This window comes from Streptomyces sp. E11-3 (assembly GCF_046540415.1).
GTDB lineage: Bacteria > Actinomycetota > Actinomycetes > Streptomycetales > Streptomycetaceae > Streptomyces.
Map to the genome: position 1 here is coordinate 830,622 of NZ_JAZGRL010000001.1, position 14,802 is coordinate 845,423.

The window sequence follows — 14,802 nt, forward strand, 5'->3', positions numbered from 1 at the left end:
GTGCGTACGTACGCCCCGGGCTCCGCTACTTTCCCATCACCAGGCCCGCCTTGGCCGCGTCACGGCTCAGCACGACGCGCTTGATGCGGTCGCGCAGGGCCGTGTGGTCGGCGCCGCGGTCGATGGCGGCGTTCAGGTTCACCACCCGCCCGGCGTTCGTGTCGAACCACTGCGGGATGAACTCGGCCTTCGTGACCTCCCAGCGGCCGCCGGGCTTCGCCGGGGGCGTGAAGGTGAACCGGCCGATGGTGCCCTGGTTACCGCGCGGGTCGTACGCGCCGGAGTGGTTGTTCATGGCTCCGGCGATCTGGTCGCCCAGGCCGTACGCCACCCAGGAGCCGTTGACCTTCTCGTACGCCTGCGGGACGTGTGCGTGGGTGCCGACGATCAGGTCGATGTCGGGGCGGCCGTCGGTCGTGGCGGCGGTGAGCGCCTTGGCGAGCCGGAGCTGCTGGGCGCTCGGCTCGTCCTGCCACTCCGTGCCCCAGTGCGGGCTGACCACCACCACGTCGGCGCCCGCTCTGCGGGCGGCTCGGGCGTCGGAGAGGATCTTCTGCTCGTTGATGAGGTTGACCGCCCAGGGACGGCCGGTGGGCAGCGGGAAGCCGTTGGTGCCGTAGGTGTACGCGAGATGGGCGACCTTGGCCCCGCCCGCCTTGAGCAGGGTGATCTGCCGGGACTCGGCGGCCGAGCGGGCCGAGCCCGCGTGCTTGACGCCCGCCTCGTCGAGCGCGTCCAGGGTGCGGCGCAGCCCCTCGGTCCCGTCGTCCAGAGTGTGGTTGGAGGCGGTGGAGCAGGAGTCGTAGCCGGTGGCGGCGAGGGCCGCGGCCACCTGGGGCGGCGACTTGAAGGTGGGGTAGCCGGTGTAGTCGCCGTCCGCGCCGTAGACCGTCTCCATGTGGCAGATCGCCAGGTCGGCCTTGGAGATCAGCGGTTTCACCCCGGCAAGCATCGGGCGGAAGTCGTATCCGTCGCCGCCCGCGTCGGCGCGCGCCTGCTCGATGATCGAGGAGTGCGGCAGCACATCGCCGGTGGCGACCAACGTGAAGGCCCGCTGCTCGGCCTTGGCGCCACTGGCCGCCGATGGACTGCCCGAGGCGGCGGCCTTCAAGGCCGGGGCCTTCGGCGGGTCCTGCGGTGCCGCACAGCCCGCGGCCCCGATCAGTACGGCGACCAGGGCGGTCGCCGCCCCTCGCGCGGGCGGGGTGGGCGACGTGGGCGAGGTGCGCTGGGTCATCGACCGGGCTCCGTCATTCGGGGATATCGGCCATATCAAGAGATAATGGGATGAATGAGGCGTCAAGGATCAAGGCCGCCGCAGTCCCTGAATCGGACTCACGCCCGGTCGTTCGCCCGTCCGGTGGCCCGCTCGCCGCACCGCTCGTCGACCCCTTCGACCGCCCGCCGCACACCGCCGTACGCCGTATGTGCGTGCGCCGCGCGCTGCGCTGCCATACCGCCATGACGACGGCGACCCGCACCGACGAACGCACCCTGGCCGAGCTGCAGCGCGAGCACGGACAGGCCCTGCTCTGCTTTCTGCACCGGCTCACACTCGGCGACCGGCAGCGCGCCGAGGACCTGGCCCAGGAGACGCTGCTGCGCGCCTGGCAGCACCCCGAGGCCCTGCGCTCCGAACACGCGTCCATCCGCCCCTGGCTGTTCACCGTGGCCCGCCGACTGGCCATCGACGCGCGCCGCCAGCGGCAGGCCAGGCCCCTGGAGGTGGGCGGCCAGGTCCTGGAGAGCGCCCCGGTCTGCGCGGACCACGCGGAGCGCGCCACGGCGGTGCTCGACGTACGACAGGCCGTAGGGACACTCAGCCCCGAGCACCGTGCGGTGCTCCATCAGGTGTACTTTCGCGGGGCGAGCATGGCGGAGGCGGCCGAAGAGCTCGGCATCCCGACCGGTACCGTGAAGTCCCGTGCGTACTACGCTCTGCGCGCGCTGCGGCGAGTCCTTCCGGGCTACGCGGGTGACCTGCGGTGAAACAAACGGCTGGGTCAAACCTCCGCAAAGCCCCTTGCTCATCGGCCGATTGAGTAATCGGCTACTCCCATCCGTGTTTCGGTACGAGAGCTGGGGGCCGTCGTCAGACTCCCGCCGTCCGCCCGGAGGGCGGGCCGCGCGGCGTCAGGTGCGTGCTCTCGGCGTGCCGGGTGCAGGCCCTCGTACTGGACGTACTCGGGTCTGTGCCCGGTGCGGCGAGAGTGCGTGCATGGCGTCGCGCGGCAGGCGGGAGTCTGACGACGGTCCCCAGGGGCCTCGCTGCGTCACAGACCGGAGGAAGGCGAAAGAGGATGCCACACAGAAGCACCGACGACGACACCGGCGGCAGTGCCGAACTGACCGTCCCGATGGCGTGGTTGTACGCCGAGTACATCGCTGACGAGCTGTTACGCACCGGCGATCTGATGCCCCCCACGTCCTTCGAGTACCGGGCGGGACGCGACGCGCTGGCGTTGACGATCTTCCTGGCCGACTCCGGGGGCGAGCTCTCCGGCATCCGCGTCATCACCCAGTTGGAGACCTGGCTCTCGCTGACCGCGTACGACCAGCCGTGGCAGGACTGGGTCCGGGAGCGGCTGGCCGGCGAGGCGTTCGGCCCCGGCCGCGGCGGGCCCGATCTGCGGCTTGCGCAGCTGGCCTGGCAGTGGCTGGAGGAGACCGAGCTGCTCGCGCCCGACCTGGACGCGGTGGTCCTGGACGGCGGGGCGCCGCACGGCGAGGAGGGCGGGCCGCAGGTGTGGACGCCCGCCTGGCAGCTGGGGCTGCCGCTGGGGCATCTGGCGATCCACCTGTTCTGACCGGGGCTCTCGGCCCCCTGCTCAGCCCTCGGAGTGCTCCGTGGGCGAGGAGTGCACGCCCGCGCGGTACTTGGGGATCCGTACCGTGATCTTCATCCCCGCGGCCACCCCGGTCTCGATGACCAGCCCGTATCCGTCACCGAACACCTGCCGCAGCCGGTCGTCCACGTTCGACAGGCCGATACCTGCCGAGGGCCCGCCTTCCCCGCGCAGAATCCGCCGCAGTCGCTCGGGGTCCATCCCGACGCCGTCGTCCTCGATGACGACCTCCGCGTCGGCGCCCGCGTCCCGGGCGCCGATGGTGATCCGGCTGCGGGTGACCGCGCCCTCCAGGCCGTGCTTGACGGCGTTCTCCACCAGCGGCTGCAGACACAGGAACGGCAGCGCCACCGGCAGCACTTCGGGGGCGATCTGCAGGGTCACCGACAGCCGGTCGCCGAACCGGGCGCGGACCAGGGCCAGGTACTGGTCGATGGAGTGCAGCTCGTCGGCGAGGGTGGTGAAGTCGCCGTGCGTGCGGAACGAGTAGCGGGTGAAGTCGGCGAACTCCAGGAGGAGCTCACGGGCCCGCTCGGGATCGGTCCGGACGAACGACGCGATCGCGGCGAGGGAGTTGAAGACGAAGTGCGGGGAGATCTGCGCCCGTAGCGCCTTGATCTCCGCCTCGATGACCCGGGTGCGGGAGCGGTCCAGCTCGGCGAGTTCCAGCTGTACGGAAACCCAGCGGGCCACCTCGTCGGTGGCTCTGGCCAGCACCGCCGACTCCCGTGGCGCGTACGCCACCAGGGCGCCCAGGACCCGCTGGTCGACGACGATCGGGGCGGCCACCGCCCAGCGCTGCGGGCAGTCCAGGTCCCCGCAGGCGCAGTCGAAGGCGGCGCTCCGCCCGGAGTCCAGGAGGGCGCCGAGCGCCCCCATGACGTGCTTGCCGTGCTGCTCCCCCGCGCCGTCCCAGGCGAGCACCGCGCTGCGGTTGGTGAGACAGAGCGCGTCGGTGCCGAGCAGGGAGCGCAGCCGTCCCGCGGCCTTGCGCGCGGTGTCGTCGGTGAGTCCGGCACGCAGCGGGGGCGCGGCCAGTGAGGCGGTGTGCAGGGTGTCGAAGGTGGCGCGCTCGACGGGGGTGCCGACGTCGCTGCGGCCCAGCGGGTGGGCGGTGCGGCGGCCGAGCAGAAAGCCGCCCGCGAGCAGCAGCGGGCACAGGGCGAGCAGGATGGCGACGGTCACGGCCGCTCTCCATCCGCGATGGCGGGGCTCACTTGTGGTCTCCTTCCGCCGCTGCGGCGGTCTGCCGCACCGTCAGCGACTCGGGCAGATGCAGCCGGGTCATGGTGGCGCTGGTGTGCGGCGGCACGCTGCCGGGCGTGGCGAGCGAGCCGAGCACCATGGCCAGGAACCCGACCGGCACCGACCACACGGCGGGCCAGGCCAGCAGGGTGTGCGGCCAGCCCGAGCCGACCACGCCGCCCACCGTGAGGCCCACCGCGACCGTCGCCGAGCCACCACCGAGGAGCAGCCCGGCGACGGCGCCCGGCGGGGTGAGCCGCCGCCACCAGATGCCGAGCACCAGCAGCGGGCAGAACGACGACGCCGACACCGCGAACGCCATCCCCACCGCGTCGGCCACCGGGACCCCGGTGACCAGCAGCGCACCGGCCAGCGGCACCAGCGTGGCCAGCACCGTGGCGAGCCGGAAGTGCCGTACCCCGCGCGAGGGCAGCACATCCTGGCTGAGCACCCCGGCGACGGCCATGGTCAGTCCCGACGCGGTGGACAGGAACGCGGCGAAGGCGCCGCCCGCGACCAGCGCGCCCAGCAGGTCGCCGCCGAGCCCGCCGATCACCCGCTCGGGGAGCAGCAGTACGGCGGCGTCGGCGTGCCCGGTGAGGGTGAGCTCGGGGGCGTACAGCCTGCCGAGTGCGCCGTACAGCGGTGGCAGCAGATAGAAGGCGCCGATCAGGGCGAGCACCACGACGGTGGTGCGGCGGGCGGTGCGGCCGTTGGGGCTGGTGTAGAAGCGCACCACCACATGCGGCAGGCCCATGGTGCCCAGGAAGGTGGCGACGATCAGTCCGTACGTGGCGTACAGCGGGTGGTCGGCGCGGCTGCTGGCCAGCGGGCGGCTGGCGCTGGAGCCGGGTTCGGCGCCGGGGACCTGGGAGCCTTCGGGGAACGTCAGGTGGGTGCCGCCGTCGATGCGGTGGGTGCCGTCGTCGAGGTTCACGCGCGCGTGGTCGTACGCGCGGCCGTCGACCGTGCCGTCCACGGTGACGGTGAGCGGGGCGTTCAACCGGATGTCGACCCGCTCCGCGACCCGCACCGACTGCTGGGCGCGGAGGTGGGCCGGCTCGTCGAACTCGGCCTGCGGACGGCCGTCGCCCTGCCAGGCCAGGACCAGGAACAGGGCGGGCACCAGCAGGGCGGTGAGCTTGAGCCAGTACTGGAAGGCCTGGACGAAGGTGATGCTGCGCATCCCGCCCGCGGCGACGGCGAGCACCACCACGGTGGCGACCAGGGTGCCGCCGAGCCAGCGCGGCGCCCCGGTAAGGATCTCCAGGGTCAGCCCGGCGCCCTGGAGTTGGGGCACCAGGTACAGCCAGCCCGCGCCCACCACGAACACGCTGACCAGCCTGCGGACCTGGCGCGACTCCAGCCGCCCCTCGGCGAAGTCCGGCAGGGTGTACGCGCCCGAGCGGCGCAGCGGGGCGGCGACGAAGAGCAGCAGCACGAGATATCCGGCGGTGTAGCCGACCGGGTACCAGAGCATGTCGGGGCCGTGCAGGAGCAGCAGTCCCGCGATGCCGAGGAAGGAGGCGGCCGACAGGTACTCGCCGCTGATCGCGGCGGCGTTCAGGGACGGGCCGACCGTGCGGGACGCGACGTAGAAGTCCGATGTGGTGCGGGAGATCCGCAGGCCGAAGCCGCCGATCAGGACGGTGGCGAGGACGACGGCGGCGACGGCGGGTATCGCGTACGACTGGTGCACGGCCGGTTCAGCGGCCTTCCGCGCCCTCGGCGCCCTGCACCAGGCGGGCGAAGTCGCGCTCGTTGCGCTCGGCGCGCCGGACGTACCACCACGCGATGAGTACGAGCACGGGATAGCAGCCGAAGCCGAGGACGGTCCAGACCACCGCGGGCTTGCCGAGCGCGTCGAAGAACAGCGGCAGGGTCGCGACGGTGAGGGCGAGCACCCCGAAGGCGGAAAGCCCGGCCCGTAGCTGGCTGCGCATCAGTGAGCGGACGTAGGCGGCGCCGAGGGTGGTCTGCTCGTCGATCTCCGACTGGGTTCGGTGGCCCGGCGGCAGGTGCACCCGCCGGGGCTCCCCGGTCACGACTTCGCGGCGGGGCGCGGGCTCTGCGGACACGGCGTGGAGTGTACGCAGCGCGGACGGCGTGGCGGAAGCCCTGGCTCTCAGCGGCGGTCGGTGCGCATCAGCAGGTCACGCAGCCGGCTGGCGTGCCGCCGCGAGACGGCCAGCTCCGCGCCGCCGACGCGCACGCTCATGCTGCCCGCGTCGAGCCGGAGTTCGTCGATGCGGTGCAGGGCGACCAGGTGGCGGCGGTGGATGCGGACGAACCCGTGCGGCTGCCAGCGCTCTTCGAGGGTGGTGAGCGGTATCCGGACGAGGTGGCTCTCCGCTCCGGTGTACAGCCGTGCGTAGTCCCCGTGCGCCTCGGCGTACACGATGTCGGCGACGGCCACGAGCCGCGTCACCCCACCCAGTTCAACGGGGATGTGCCCGGCCGCGGTCTCCGGCACGGGGCGCGGCCGGTTCTCCTGCGCGGCGAGCTGCTCGGCGGCCCGTCGCACGGCCTGGGCGAGGCGCTCGGTGCGCACGGGTTTGAGTACGTAATCCACCGCCTTGAGGTCGAAGGCCTGGACGGCGAACCCCTCGTGCGCGGTGACGAAAACGATCAACGGCGGCCTGGCGAACCCCGCGAGCAGCCGTGCCACGTCGAGTCCGGTGAGCCCGGCCATCTGGATGTCGAGGAAGAGCACATCGATCGCGTCCGGGCTGTCCGCCCCCGCGTCGATGGCCTGGGAGATCCGACGCAGCGCGTCGGTGGCGTCGGTGGCACCCTCCGCGCTCAGCACATGGGGGTCGGCCCGCAGCAGGTAGAGCAGCTCGGCGAGCGCGGGTTCCTCGTCGTCGACAGCCAGTATGCGCAGCATGCGGGTGGAGTGTATGGGGTCACCCGGCAGCGGCCAATCCGGTACGCGGGGTCGACGCGGCGGCGTCCCGGGTGCGGGGCCACGCGGGTACGCGCGGGCCGTGCCCCCACCGGGCTACGGTCGGGCCGTTCGGGTCCCACGCGGCGACGGACGCGCGGGCGCCTCGCTCCGTTGGCGGCCGCCGGCTCTGGGCTGCGGGCACGGCGGGGTTGGGCGCGCCCGACCCCGCCGCGCCGCGTCGGCCTCCGGCTCCGGGCTGCGGGTGCGCGCGGGCTGCAGCGGTCGGGTGCGCGGCCGCCTCGCGGCGCAGCGGCCACCAGCTCCGAGCCGCGGGCGCGCACGGGCGCCTCGCGTCGCGGCGACCACCAGCTCCGAGCCGCGGGCGCGGACTGCTCGCCGTCGGGCGCAGATGCGCACGAGCCTCTCACGGTCGGACGCACACGGGCGTCCCGCGCCGCAAGGACCACCAGTTCCGGGCCGCAGGCGCGGACTGCTCACGGCGGGGTGCGGACGCGCACGGGCGCCTCGTGCCTCGGTGACGACCAGCCCGATCCGCAGGCACGCAAGCCGCTCACAGTCGGGTGCAGGCGCGCGGGCTCCCAACGGTCGGGCGCGCACAGCCGCCTCGCGTCGCGGCCATCGGCTCCGGGCTGCGGGCGCGCGGGCTGCCGCGGTCGGGTGCGGGTGCGCACGGGCGCCTCGTGCCGCGGCGGCTACCAGCTCCGAGCCGCAGGCACGCGAGCCGCTCACCGTCGGCGCGGGCGCGCACAGACGCCTCGTCTCGCGCCGGCTGCGGGCGGCAGGCGCGCGGACTGTTCGCGGTCGGGCGCGAGGGCGCGCGGGCCCGGGCCCAACGCACCCCGGCCCGTGGCTACTCGCGGTCCGGGACCGTGAACTCGCACCACACGCACTTGCCGGTGCCGCGTGACTCCACGCCCCAGACGTCGGCCAGCCGGTCGACCAGGAGCAGTCCGCGCCCGGAGACCCCCGACTCGCCCGCCTCACGGCGGCGCGGCAGGGCGCTGGAGGTGTCCTCGACCTCGACGCGTAGCCGCCTCGCCGCGCCGGTCAGCACGCGCAGGGTGACGACGGCGGCGCCTTCGGTGTGCAGGAGCGCGTTGGTGATCAGCTCGTCGGCGATCAGCTCGATCTCGTCGGCGCGCTCCCTCGCCCCCCAGGCCCGTACGGCGGCCCGCACCATGTGCCGCGCGTCGCTCAGCCCGTCGGGGTCGTTCGGCGCCACATGCTGCTGCAGGCGGCCGCCCGCCTGCGGGGCCTCGGTGCTGCGGCGGCGCAGCAGAAGCAGCGCGGCGTCGTCGTCGCCGCCGCGCTCGTCCACCACCTCGCACAGCCGGTCGGCCAGCTTCCCCAGGTCGTCGGGGCCTGAGCCGACGAGCGTGGTGAGGACCTGCATCCCGTCGTCCAGGTCGGTGCCCGGCTCCTCGACCATGCCGTCGGTGCAGAGCAGGAGCGTCTGCCCGGGGTCGAGTTCGACGGTCGACACCGGGTACTCCAGGCGCCCGAACTCGGCGGACAGGCCGAGCGGCAGCCCGCCCTCCACGGGCAGCCTGCGGCAGGTCCCGTCGGGCTGCCGCAGCAGCGGGTCGAGGTGGCCGGCCCGTACGAACTGGACGACGCCGGTCCCCAGGTCGACCTGCGCGTACAGGCAGGTCGCGAAGCGGTCGGTGTCCAGTTCGTGCAGGAAGGCGGAGGCCCGCGCCATGACCGTGGCGGGCGTGTGGCCCTCGGCCGCGTACGCGCGCAGCACGATCCGCAGCTGGCCCATCACGGCCGCGGCGTGCGTGTCATGGCCCTGGACGTCGCCGATGACCGCGCCGACCCGCCCGCCGGGCAGCGGGATCACGTCGTACCAGTCGCCCCCGATGTCGCGCCCCAGCTTGCCCGAGCGGTAGCGCACCGCGGTCTCGGCGCCGGGGATGCCGGGGATGCTGCGCGGCAGCATGGCCGTCTGCAGGCCCTGGGCCAGGTCCTTCTCCTGCTCGAAGAGCATCGCCCGCTGCAGGCTCTGCGCGATGCTGCTGCCGAGCGCGACCAGCACGTTGCGCTCCTCCGCGCTGAAGCCGTTCTTGTCCCGGTAGAGCAGGCCGAGCGCCCCGATCGGCCGGGCCTGCGCGATCAGCGGCAGATACGCGGCCGAGGTGATCTCCAGACCCGTGATGTGCGGCCACAGCAGCGGATACGAGGAGGCGAACTCCTCCGGGGACTCGATATAGCGCGGGGCCAGCGTGCGGACCACCTCGCTCATCGGATACGGCTCGTCGATCCGCGTGAACCGGGTGCCGGGGACGAAGCTGCCCGCCGGGCCCTCGGCGACCAGGTGGATGCGCCCGGCCTCGACCAGTCCCATCACCAGGCTGGCGGCCCCGAGGCGGTCCAGGCCGTCGCTGTCCCCCAGGACATCGATCACGTCCTGCACCGTACGGGCGTGCGCGAGGGCCGCGGCGGTGCCCTGCACCATGCTGGTCTGGCGGTTCTGCGCCGCCCGCAGGTCGGCCCGCTCGCGACGCTGGGCCAGGTCCTCGATCTCCTGCCGGGCGTCCCGGACGATGCCCACGATCCGGCGCGGGCGGCCGGTGTCGTCGCGCCGGATATAGCCCTGGGTGTGGGTCCACTGCAGGGTGCCGTCGCGGCGGCGGATACGGAAGTACGCCCCGTAGTTCTCGCTGCCGTCCTTCAGGGCCTGCGAGACCAGGGCGTCCAGGCGGTGGCTCTCGGCCGGGGGCACCCGGACCGCCAGGGACTCCGGGCGGCCGTCGTACTCGTCGTGCCGTAGGTCGAAGAGCTCGTGGGCCTGGGCGTCCATGTGCATCAGCCCGCTGTCCAGGTCCCAGTCGAAGGTGCCCATGCGGTTGAGCGCCAGGATCGGGTCCGGGAGGGCGGGCCAGCCGTCCGGCAGTGACAGGGCACTCGCTCCCCGATCAACCATGCGCCCACCTTGCCACCATTTACGCCCTTTCTCGACCTCTGGTGCTCTCGACCTCTCGCGCTCTCAACCTCAGGTGTTGAAGACGCCGCCGTCCGTGACGTCGTCGGTGTCGTCGGGGACGGTCGGCTGGTCCGGGGGCAGCTGCGGCTCCGGCTCCCGCGGGGTGTCCTCACCCGGCGGCGGCGTCGGACAGCCGGACGGCAGCGGCGACGGGGACGGGGTGGGGCCACCGGGGACATCGGGCGTCGGGGTGGTGGGCAGCACGGTCGGGCAGTCGGTGGGACTGTCGCCGGGGCTCGGGGAGTCCGCCTCGTCCGAGTCATCCGATTCATCTGGAGACGGGCTGTCCGACTCATCCTCATCCGGGGACACGCTGCCCGACTCATCGGGAGACACGCTGCCGGAGTCATCCGGGGACGGGGACTGCGACGGGGACTGCGACGGCGACGCGCTCGGGTCGAGCGAGGGGTCCGGGGACGGCGGCGGTGGCACGACCTTGTCGTTACTGCCGTCGTCACCGATCGGGCGCTCGATCCAGGTGTTGTTGGTGATGTTGACGATGATGATGTTGATGATCACCTTGGGCGCCGGGGTGATCACGACGGTCCGGGTGGGGTGGTAACCGCCCCACGGCTTGCCCTGGTGGCTCGCACCGCCCTTCAGAGCGGCCGGCGGGGTCAGCGGATTGCCGCACGCGCAGCGGACCCGCGGCATCCCCCGGTCGTCGACGAGGACGGCGGTGCCGGTCTGCAGGACGGACTGGAAGCTGGTCGGCTGCCCGTCGCGGTAGCCGTGGTTGGTCACGCGGGTGTCGGCCCTGACCTGGACCGGGGTGAGGCCGCGCAGCCAGCCCGCGATGTCGGACTGCTTGATCCCGACGACCTCGACGAAGGCGCGGGCCTTGGCCTGGTCCGAGGTGAGGTAGCGGACCTGCTGTTCCACGTCGCAGCTGGCGATCGACTGGGTTCCGCCGTACAGGCCGGGCGTCTCGCCCGAGAAACTGCGGACGCCCTGCCCGGTGGGCGAACCGGTCGGGGACGGCTGCGGCGTTCGGGTGACGGGCGGCGCGTCCGCCGTGGTCGCGGTGGAGTCGGTGAACGGGTCGGGGCCCTGGGCGGCGACGGGCTGGAGGAAGACCTCGTCCGGCGTGTCCGCCGCGTCCGCCGCGCTCTGGTCGCCGCCGCTGGAGCAGCCCGCGACCAGCAGGGCCGTGGATATCGCGAAGGCCGCCGCATAGCGCCTGATGGGTGAGTGCACGCGGTTCTCCCGCCGTCTGACCGGGTCGTTTGCCCTATATGTTCTCCTTCTGTGGAACGGTTCGCCTCCGCTGCCCGCCCGGGCCCCGCAAGCCGAATGGCTCGCCCAGCGCCACAATGACGGGTGTGGAGTGGTTCACCGAACCCGACTACTGGCTGGCCCGGCTGGTCTTCCAGCGGGCGCTGGCCGCGGTGTACCTCGTCGCCTTCGTGAGCGCGGCGCTGCAGTTCCGGGCGCTGATCGGGGAGCGCGGGATGCTGCCGGTACCGCGGTACGTAGCGCGGGTGCCGATGCGCGCGGCGCCCAGCCTCTTCCAGCTGCGCTACTCGGACCGCCTGTTCGCGCTCTGCGCCTGGACGGGCGCGCTGTGCGCCACCGCGCTGCTCGCAGGCGTCGACTCGCTAGTGCCGCTGTGGGCGGCGATGCTGATGTGGGCGCTGCCGTGGGCGCTGTATCTGTCGATCGTCAATGTGGGGCAGACCTGGTACAGCTTCGGCTGGGAGTCGCTGCTGCTCGAGGTGGGGTTCCTCGCAGTCTTCCTCGGCAACGACCGCACCGCGCCCCCGGTACTGGTGCTGTGGCTGCTGCGCTGGGTGCTGTTCCGGGTGGAGTTCGGCGCCGGGCTGATCAAGATGCGCGGCGACAGCTGCTGGCGGCGGCTGACCTGCCTCTACTACCACCATGAGACCCAGCCGATGCCGGGCCCGCTGAGCTGGTTCTTCCACCATCTCCCCCGGCCCCTGCACCGGGTGGAGGTCGCGGCGAACCACGTCACCCAACTCGCGGTGCCCTTCCTGTTGTTCACCCCGCAGCCCATCGCGTCGATCGCGGCCTGCGTCATGGCCGCGACCCAGCTGTGGCTGGTGCTCTCCGGCAACTTCTCCTGGCTGAACTGGCTGACCATCACGCTCGCCCTGTCCGCGATCGACTTCACGCCGGTGGCGGGTGCGCCGCCCGCGCTCGCCGCCGCCCCGCTCTGGTACGAGGTCGTGGTGATCTCAGTCGCGGCCCTGGTGGCGGGGCTGAGTTACCGCCCCGCGCGCAACCTGCTCTCCCGCCGCCAGATCATGAACTACTCCTTCGACCCGCTCCATCTCGTCAACACCTACGGCGCGTTCGGCACCGTGGGCCGGGTCCGCTACGAGGTGGTGGTCGAGGGCACGGCGGAGCCGGTACCGATGCCGGACGACTCGGGGTGGCAGGCCTACGAGTTCCATGGCAAGCCGGGTGATCCACGGCGGCTGCCACGGCAGTTCGCGCCCTACCATCTGCGGCTCGACTGGCTGATGTGGTTCGCGGCGCTGAACCCCGGCTATGCCAGGCCCTGGTTCGGGCCCTTCGTCGAACGCCTGCTGGAGAACGACCGGGACACCCTGCGGCTGCTGCGCACCAACCCCTTCCCCGACGCCCCGCCGACGTACGTCCGGGCCCTGCTGTACCACTACCGCTTCACCACCTGGCGGGAACTGCGCACGACGGGGGCTTGGTGGCACCGGACGTACGTACGGGAGTTCCTGCCGCCGACGCGCCTGGAGCGCCCGTCCGACACGCGGCACCGGTAGCGCGGGCGGGGTCAGCGCTGTACCACGCGCCGGAACGCCCCGTCGCTCGCGGCCAGTTCGGCCCAGCTGCCCTCCTGCACGACGTGGCCGCGTTCCAGTACGGCGATTCGGTCGGCCCGCCGGATGGTCGCGGGGCGGTGGGCGATGACCAGGGTGGTGCGCCCTCGGGAGGCGGCGCGCAGGGCCGCGGCGAGTTCCGCGTCCCCTGCTGTGTCCAGGTGCGCGGTCGTCTCGTCCAGGACCAGGACGCGGGGTGCGGCGAGCAGTGCGCGGGCCAGCGCGACGCGGGCCCGCTGGCCTCCGGAGAGCGTGGCGCCGCGCTCTCCTACGAGGGTTTCGTAGCCGTCCGGGAGCGCGTCGGCGACCCGGTCGACGCCGCACACGCGGGCCGCGTCGCGCAGTCGGGTGTCGCTCGCGCCGGGCGCGGCGAGGCGGAGGTTCTCGGCCAGGGTGCCGTGGAAGAGGGGCGCTTCCTGGCCGACGACGGCGAGGGCCTGGCGCAGGTCGCGGTCGGTCAGTTCGCGTACGTCGACGGGGGCGCCGTTCTCCGGGAGCAGTTCGACCGCGCCGGAGGCCGGGTCCCAGAAGCGGGCCAGCAGGTGGGCGCAGGTGGACTTGCCCGCGCCTGAGGCTCCGACGAGGGCGAGGGTGCGGCCGGGTTCGACGGTCAGGTCGACGCCGTCCAGGACCGGGTCCCCTCCGTAGTCGAACCGGACGTCCCGGAGCCGTACGCCCAACGGGCCATCGGGAAGCGGCCGGGGTGTGGTGGGTTCGGGCGCACCGGCGGGGGCGTGCAGTGCGGCGCCGACCCGGGCCGCGGCGGCGCGCAGCCCTCCGGCCTGGCCGAGTGCGGCGGCCGCGTCGGCGACCGGGGCCAGGATGCCGAGCGCGAGGGCGACGGCGGCGGGGGCCCAGGCGCCGTCGATCCTGCCGCCCGCTACCGCGTGCGCGACGGCCGCGACGACCCCTAGCACCGCCGCGACCACGACGACGTCCCGTGCGGCGGCGGCCGTCGCCTCCCAGTCCTGCTCGGCGCGCTGTGCCTGCCCCAGCTCCTCGCCCTGCTCGGCCAGCTCGGCGCGGCGCCGGTCGAGTGCGCCGAACGCGAGCAGTTCGCGTAGCCCGTCCACGGCCTCCACCGCGTCCGCCGACAGCTTGGCGGCCGCCGCTCTGGTCGTTGCCCCGCGCCGGGCGCGTTCCCGCGCGGCGACGAACGGGGCGAGCGCGAGGAGCAGCGCGGCAGGCAGCACCGCGGCGAGCAGCCACGGCTCGACCCCGCCGAGCACGACGCCGCCCGCTCCGAACACGGTGCCGGTGGCGAGCAGTTGCGCGGTGGTATGGGCGTAGAAGAACTCCAGCGCCTCCACGTCCGCCAGCGCGGTCGCCGCCAGGTCGCCGCTGCGCCGCCCGCCGATCCTGGCCGGTGCGCTACGCGCGAGCCCGTCGAAGACGCGTACCCGTAGCTCGGCCAGGACCCGGTAGGCCAGGTCGTGCGACAGGTCCATCTCCCGCCAGGTCGCCACCGCGCGCAGCAGCACCAGCCCGACGAGCACGGCGACGGTCCCCGCGGACGGGGCGGCCTGGTCCACGACCGCCGCGCCGACGGTGTGCGCGAGGAGCGTCACCAGTGCGACCAGCGCGGCCTGGTCGACGAAGGCGGCGAGACAGGTCCGTACGACCATGGCCCGATGCGGCAGCAGGGCGGGCAGCAGTCCCCGAAGGGCACGCGGCGTGTGTGTCTTTTGGGGCGCGATGCGTTCGTCGGCTGACGCTGGTTCGCCGACTGCGGCCAGGTCGTCGACTGGCACCGCTTCATTGACCGCCGCCAGTTCGTCGGCTGGCGCCAGTTCGTCGGCTGCCGCCAGTTCGTCGGCTGGCACCGCTTCGTCGACCGCCGCCAGCTCGTCGACTGCCGCCGCTTCGTCGACTGCCGCCAGCTCCTCGGCTGGCACCGCTTCGTCAACCGCCGCCAGCTCGTGGGCTGCCGCCCGCTCGTCGACGGCGGCCAGTTCGTCGGCCGGCGCCGTTTCGTGCGCTGCCGCCGCCTCGTCGACTGGC

11 protein-coding genes are annotated in these 14,802 nt (G+C 73.4%); 3 read left to right on the top strand and 8 right to left on the bottom strand.

Going from position 1 to position 14,802, the window contains the following annotated elements; genetic code table 11:
- Positions 1-25: 25 nt before the first annotated feature.
- Complete coding sequence (locus U9R90_RS03640; protein ID WP_411054902.1) at positions 26-1,237, bottom strand: CapA family protein; 1,212 nt, start codon at positions 1,235-1,237, stop codon at positions 26-28.
- 188 nt (positions 1,238-1,425) lie between these two features.
- Between U9R90_RS03640 and U9R90_RS03645 the strand changes: the two genes are divergently transcribed.
- Both U9R90_RS03645 and U9R90_RS03650 read left to right on the top strand, forming a co-directional pair.
- Complete coding sequence (locus U9R90_RS03645) at positions 1,426-1,989, top strand: sigma-70 family RNA polymerase sigma factor (protein WP_411057628.1); 564 nt, start codon at positions 1,426-1,428, stop codon at positions 1,987-1,989.
- Between the two features lie 311 nt (positions 1,990-2,300).
- Entirely contained in the window at positions 2,301-2,807 is a 507-nt protein-coding gene (locus U9R90_RS03650; protein WP_411054903.1) for a hypothetical protein, read from the top strand.
- A gap of 21 nt (positions 2,808-2,828) precedes the next feature.
- On the opposite strand, the gene U9R90_RS03655 is transcribed toward U9R90_RS03650, so the two are convergent.
- From U9R90_RS03655 to U9R90_RS03680, 6 genes are all read right to left on the bottom strand, one after another.
- Positions 2,829-4,031: a sensor histidine kinase gene (locus tag U9R90_RS03655; RefSeq protein ID WP_411054904.1), complete on the bottom strand. Its 1,203-nt coding sequence runs from the start codon at positions 4,029-4,031 to the stop codon at positions 2,829-2,831.
- A 28-nt stretch (positions 4,032-4,059) separates the two neighbouring features.
- Positions 4,060-5,790, bottom strand: coding sequence for a cation acetate symporter (locus tag U9R90_RS03660; RefSeq protein WP_411054905.1), 1,731 nt, complete (start codon positions 5,788-5,790; stop codon positions 4,060-4,062).
- Between the two features lie 7 nt (positions 5,791-5,797).
- Entirely contained in the window at positions 5,798-6,169 is a 372-nt protein-coding gene (locus U9R90_RS03665; protein ID WP_411054906.1) for a hypothetical protein, read from the bottom strand.
- Positions 6,170-6,216: 47 nt separating this feature from the next.
- Positions 6,217-6,978 (bottom strand): LytR/AlgR family response regulator transcription factor, encoded by a 762-nt coding sequence (locus U9R90_RS03670; RefSeq protein ID WP_411054907.1) that lies wholly within the window; start codon positions 6,976-6,978, stop codon positions 6,217-6,219.
- Positions 6,979-7,849: 871 nt separating this feature from the next.
- The gene (locus U9R90_RS03675) at positions 7,850-9,925 is read right to left on the bottom strand and encodes a SpoIIE family protein phosphatase (protein ID WP_411054908.1); all 2,076 of its coding nucleotides are present in this window, start codon (positions 9,923-9,925) and stop codon (positions 7,850-7,852) included.
- A 69-nt stretch (positions 9,926-9,994) separates the two neighbouring features.
- Positions 9,995-11,182 carry a DUF6777 domain-containing protein gene (locus U9R90_RS03680; RefSeq protein WP_411054909.1) on the bottom strand — a complete coding sequence of 396 codons (1,188 nt, stop codon included), beginning with the start codon at positions 11,180-11,182 and terminating at the stop codon, positions 9,995-9,997.
- A 125-nt stretch (positions 11,183-11,307) separates the two neighbouring features.
- Here U9R90_RS03680 and U9R90_RS03685 point away from each other — a divergent pair, with 125 nt between their 5' ends.
- Positions 11,308-12,744, top strand: coding sequence for a lipase maturation factor family protein (locus U9R90_RS03685; RefSeq protein WP_411054910.1), 1,437 nt, complete (start codon positions 11,308-11,310; stop codon positions 12,742-12,744).
- 11 nt (positions 12,745-12,755) lie between these two features.
- On the opposite strand, the gene U9R90_RS03690 is transcribed toward U9R90_RS03685, so the two are convergent.
- Complete coding sequence (locus U9R90_RS03690) at positions 12,756-14,498, bottom strand: ABC transporter ATP-binding protein (RefSeq protein ID WP_411057629.1); 1,743 nt, start codon at positions 14,496-14,498, stop codon at positions 12,756-12,758.
- Positions 14,499-14,802: the final 304 nt, after the last annotated feature.

Coding starts and splice junctions, on each gene's coding strand:
- U9R90_RS03640 (WP_411054902.1), bottom strand. CDS start 1,237: ATGACCCAGCGCACCTCGCCCACGTCGCCCACCCCGCCCGCGCGAGGG.
- U9R90_RS03645 (WP_411057628.1), top strand. CDS start 1,426: ATGTGCGTGCGCCGCGCGCTGCGCTGCCATACCGCCATGACGACGGCG.
- U9R90_RS03650 (WP_411054903.1), top strand. CDS start 2,301: ATGCCACACAGAAGCACCGACGACGACACCGGCGGCAGTGCCGAACTG.
- U9R90_RS03670 (WP_411054907.1), bottom strand. CDS start 6,978: ATGCTGCGCATACTGGCTGTCGACGACGAGGAACCCGCGCTCGCCGAG.
- U9R90_RS03675 (WP_411054908.1), bottom strand. CDS start 9,925: ATGGTTGATCGGGGAGCGAGTGCCCTGTCACTGCCGGACGGCTGGCCC.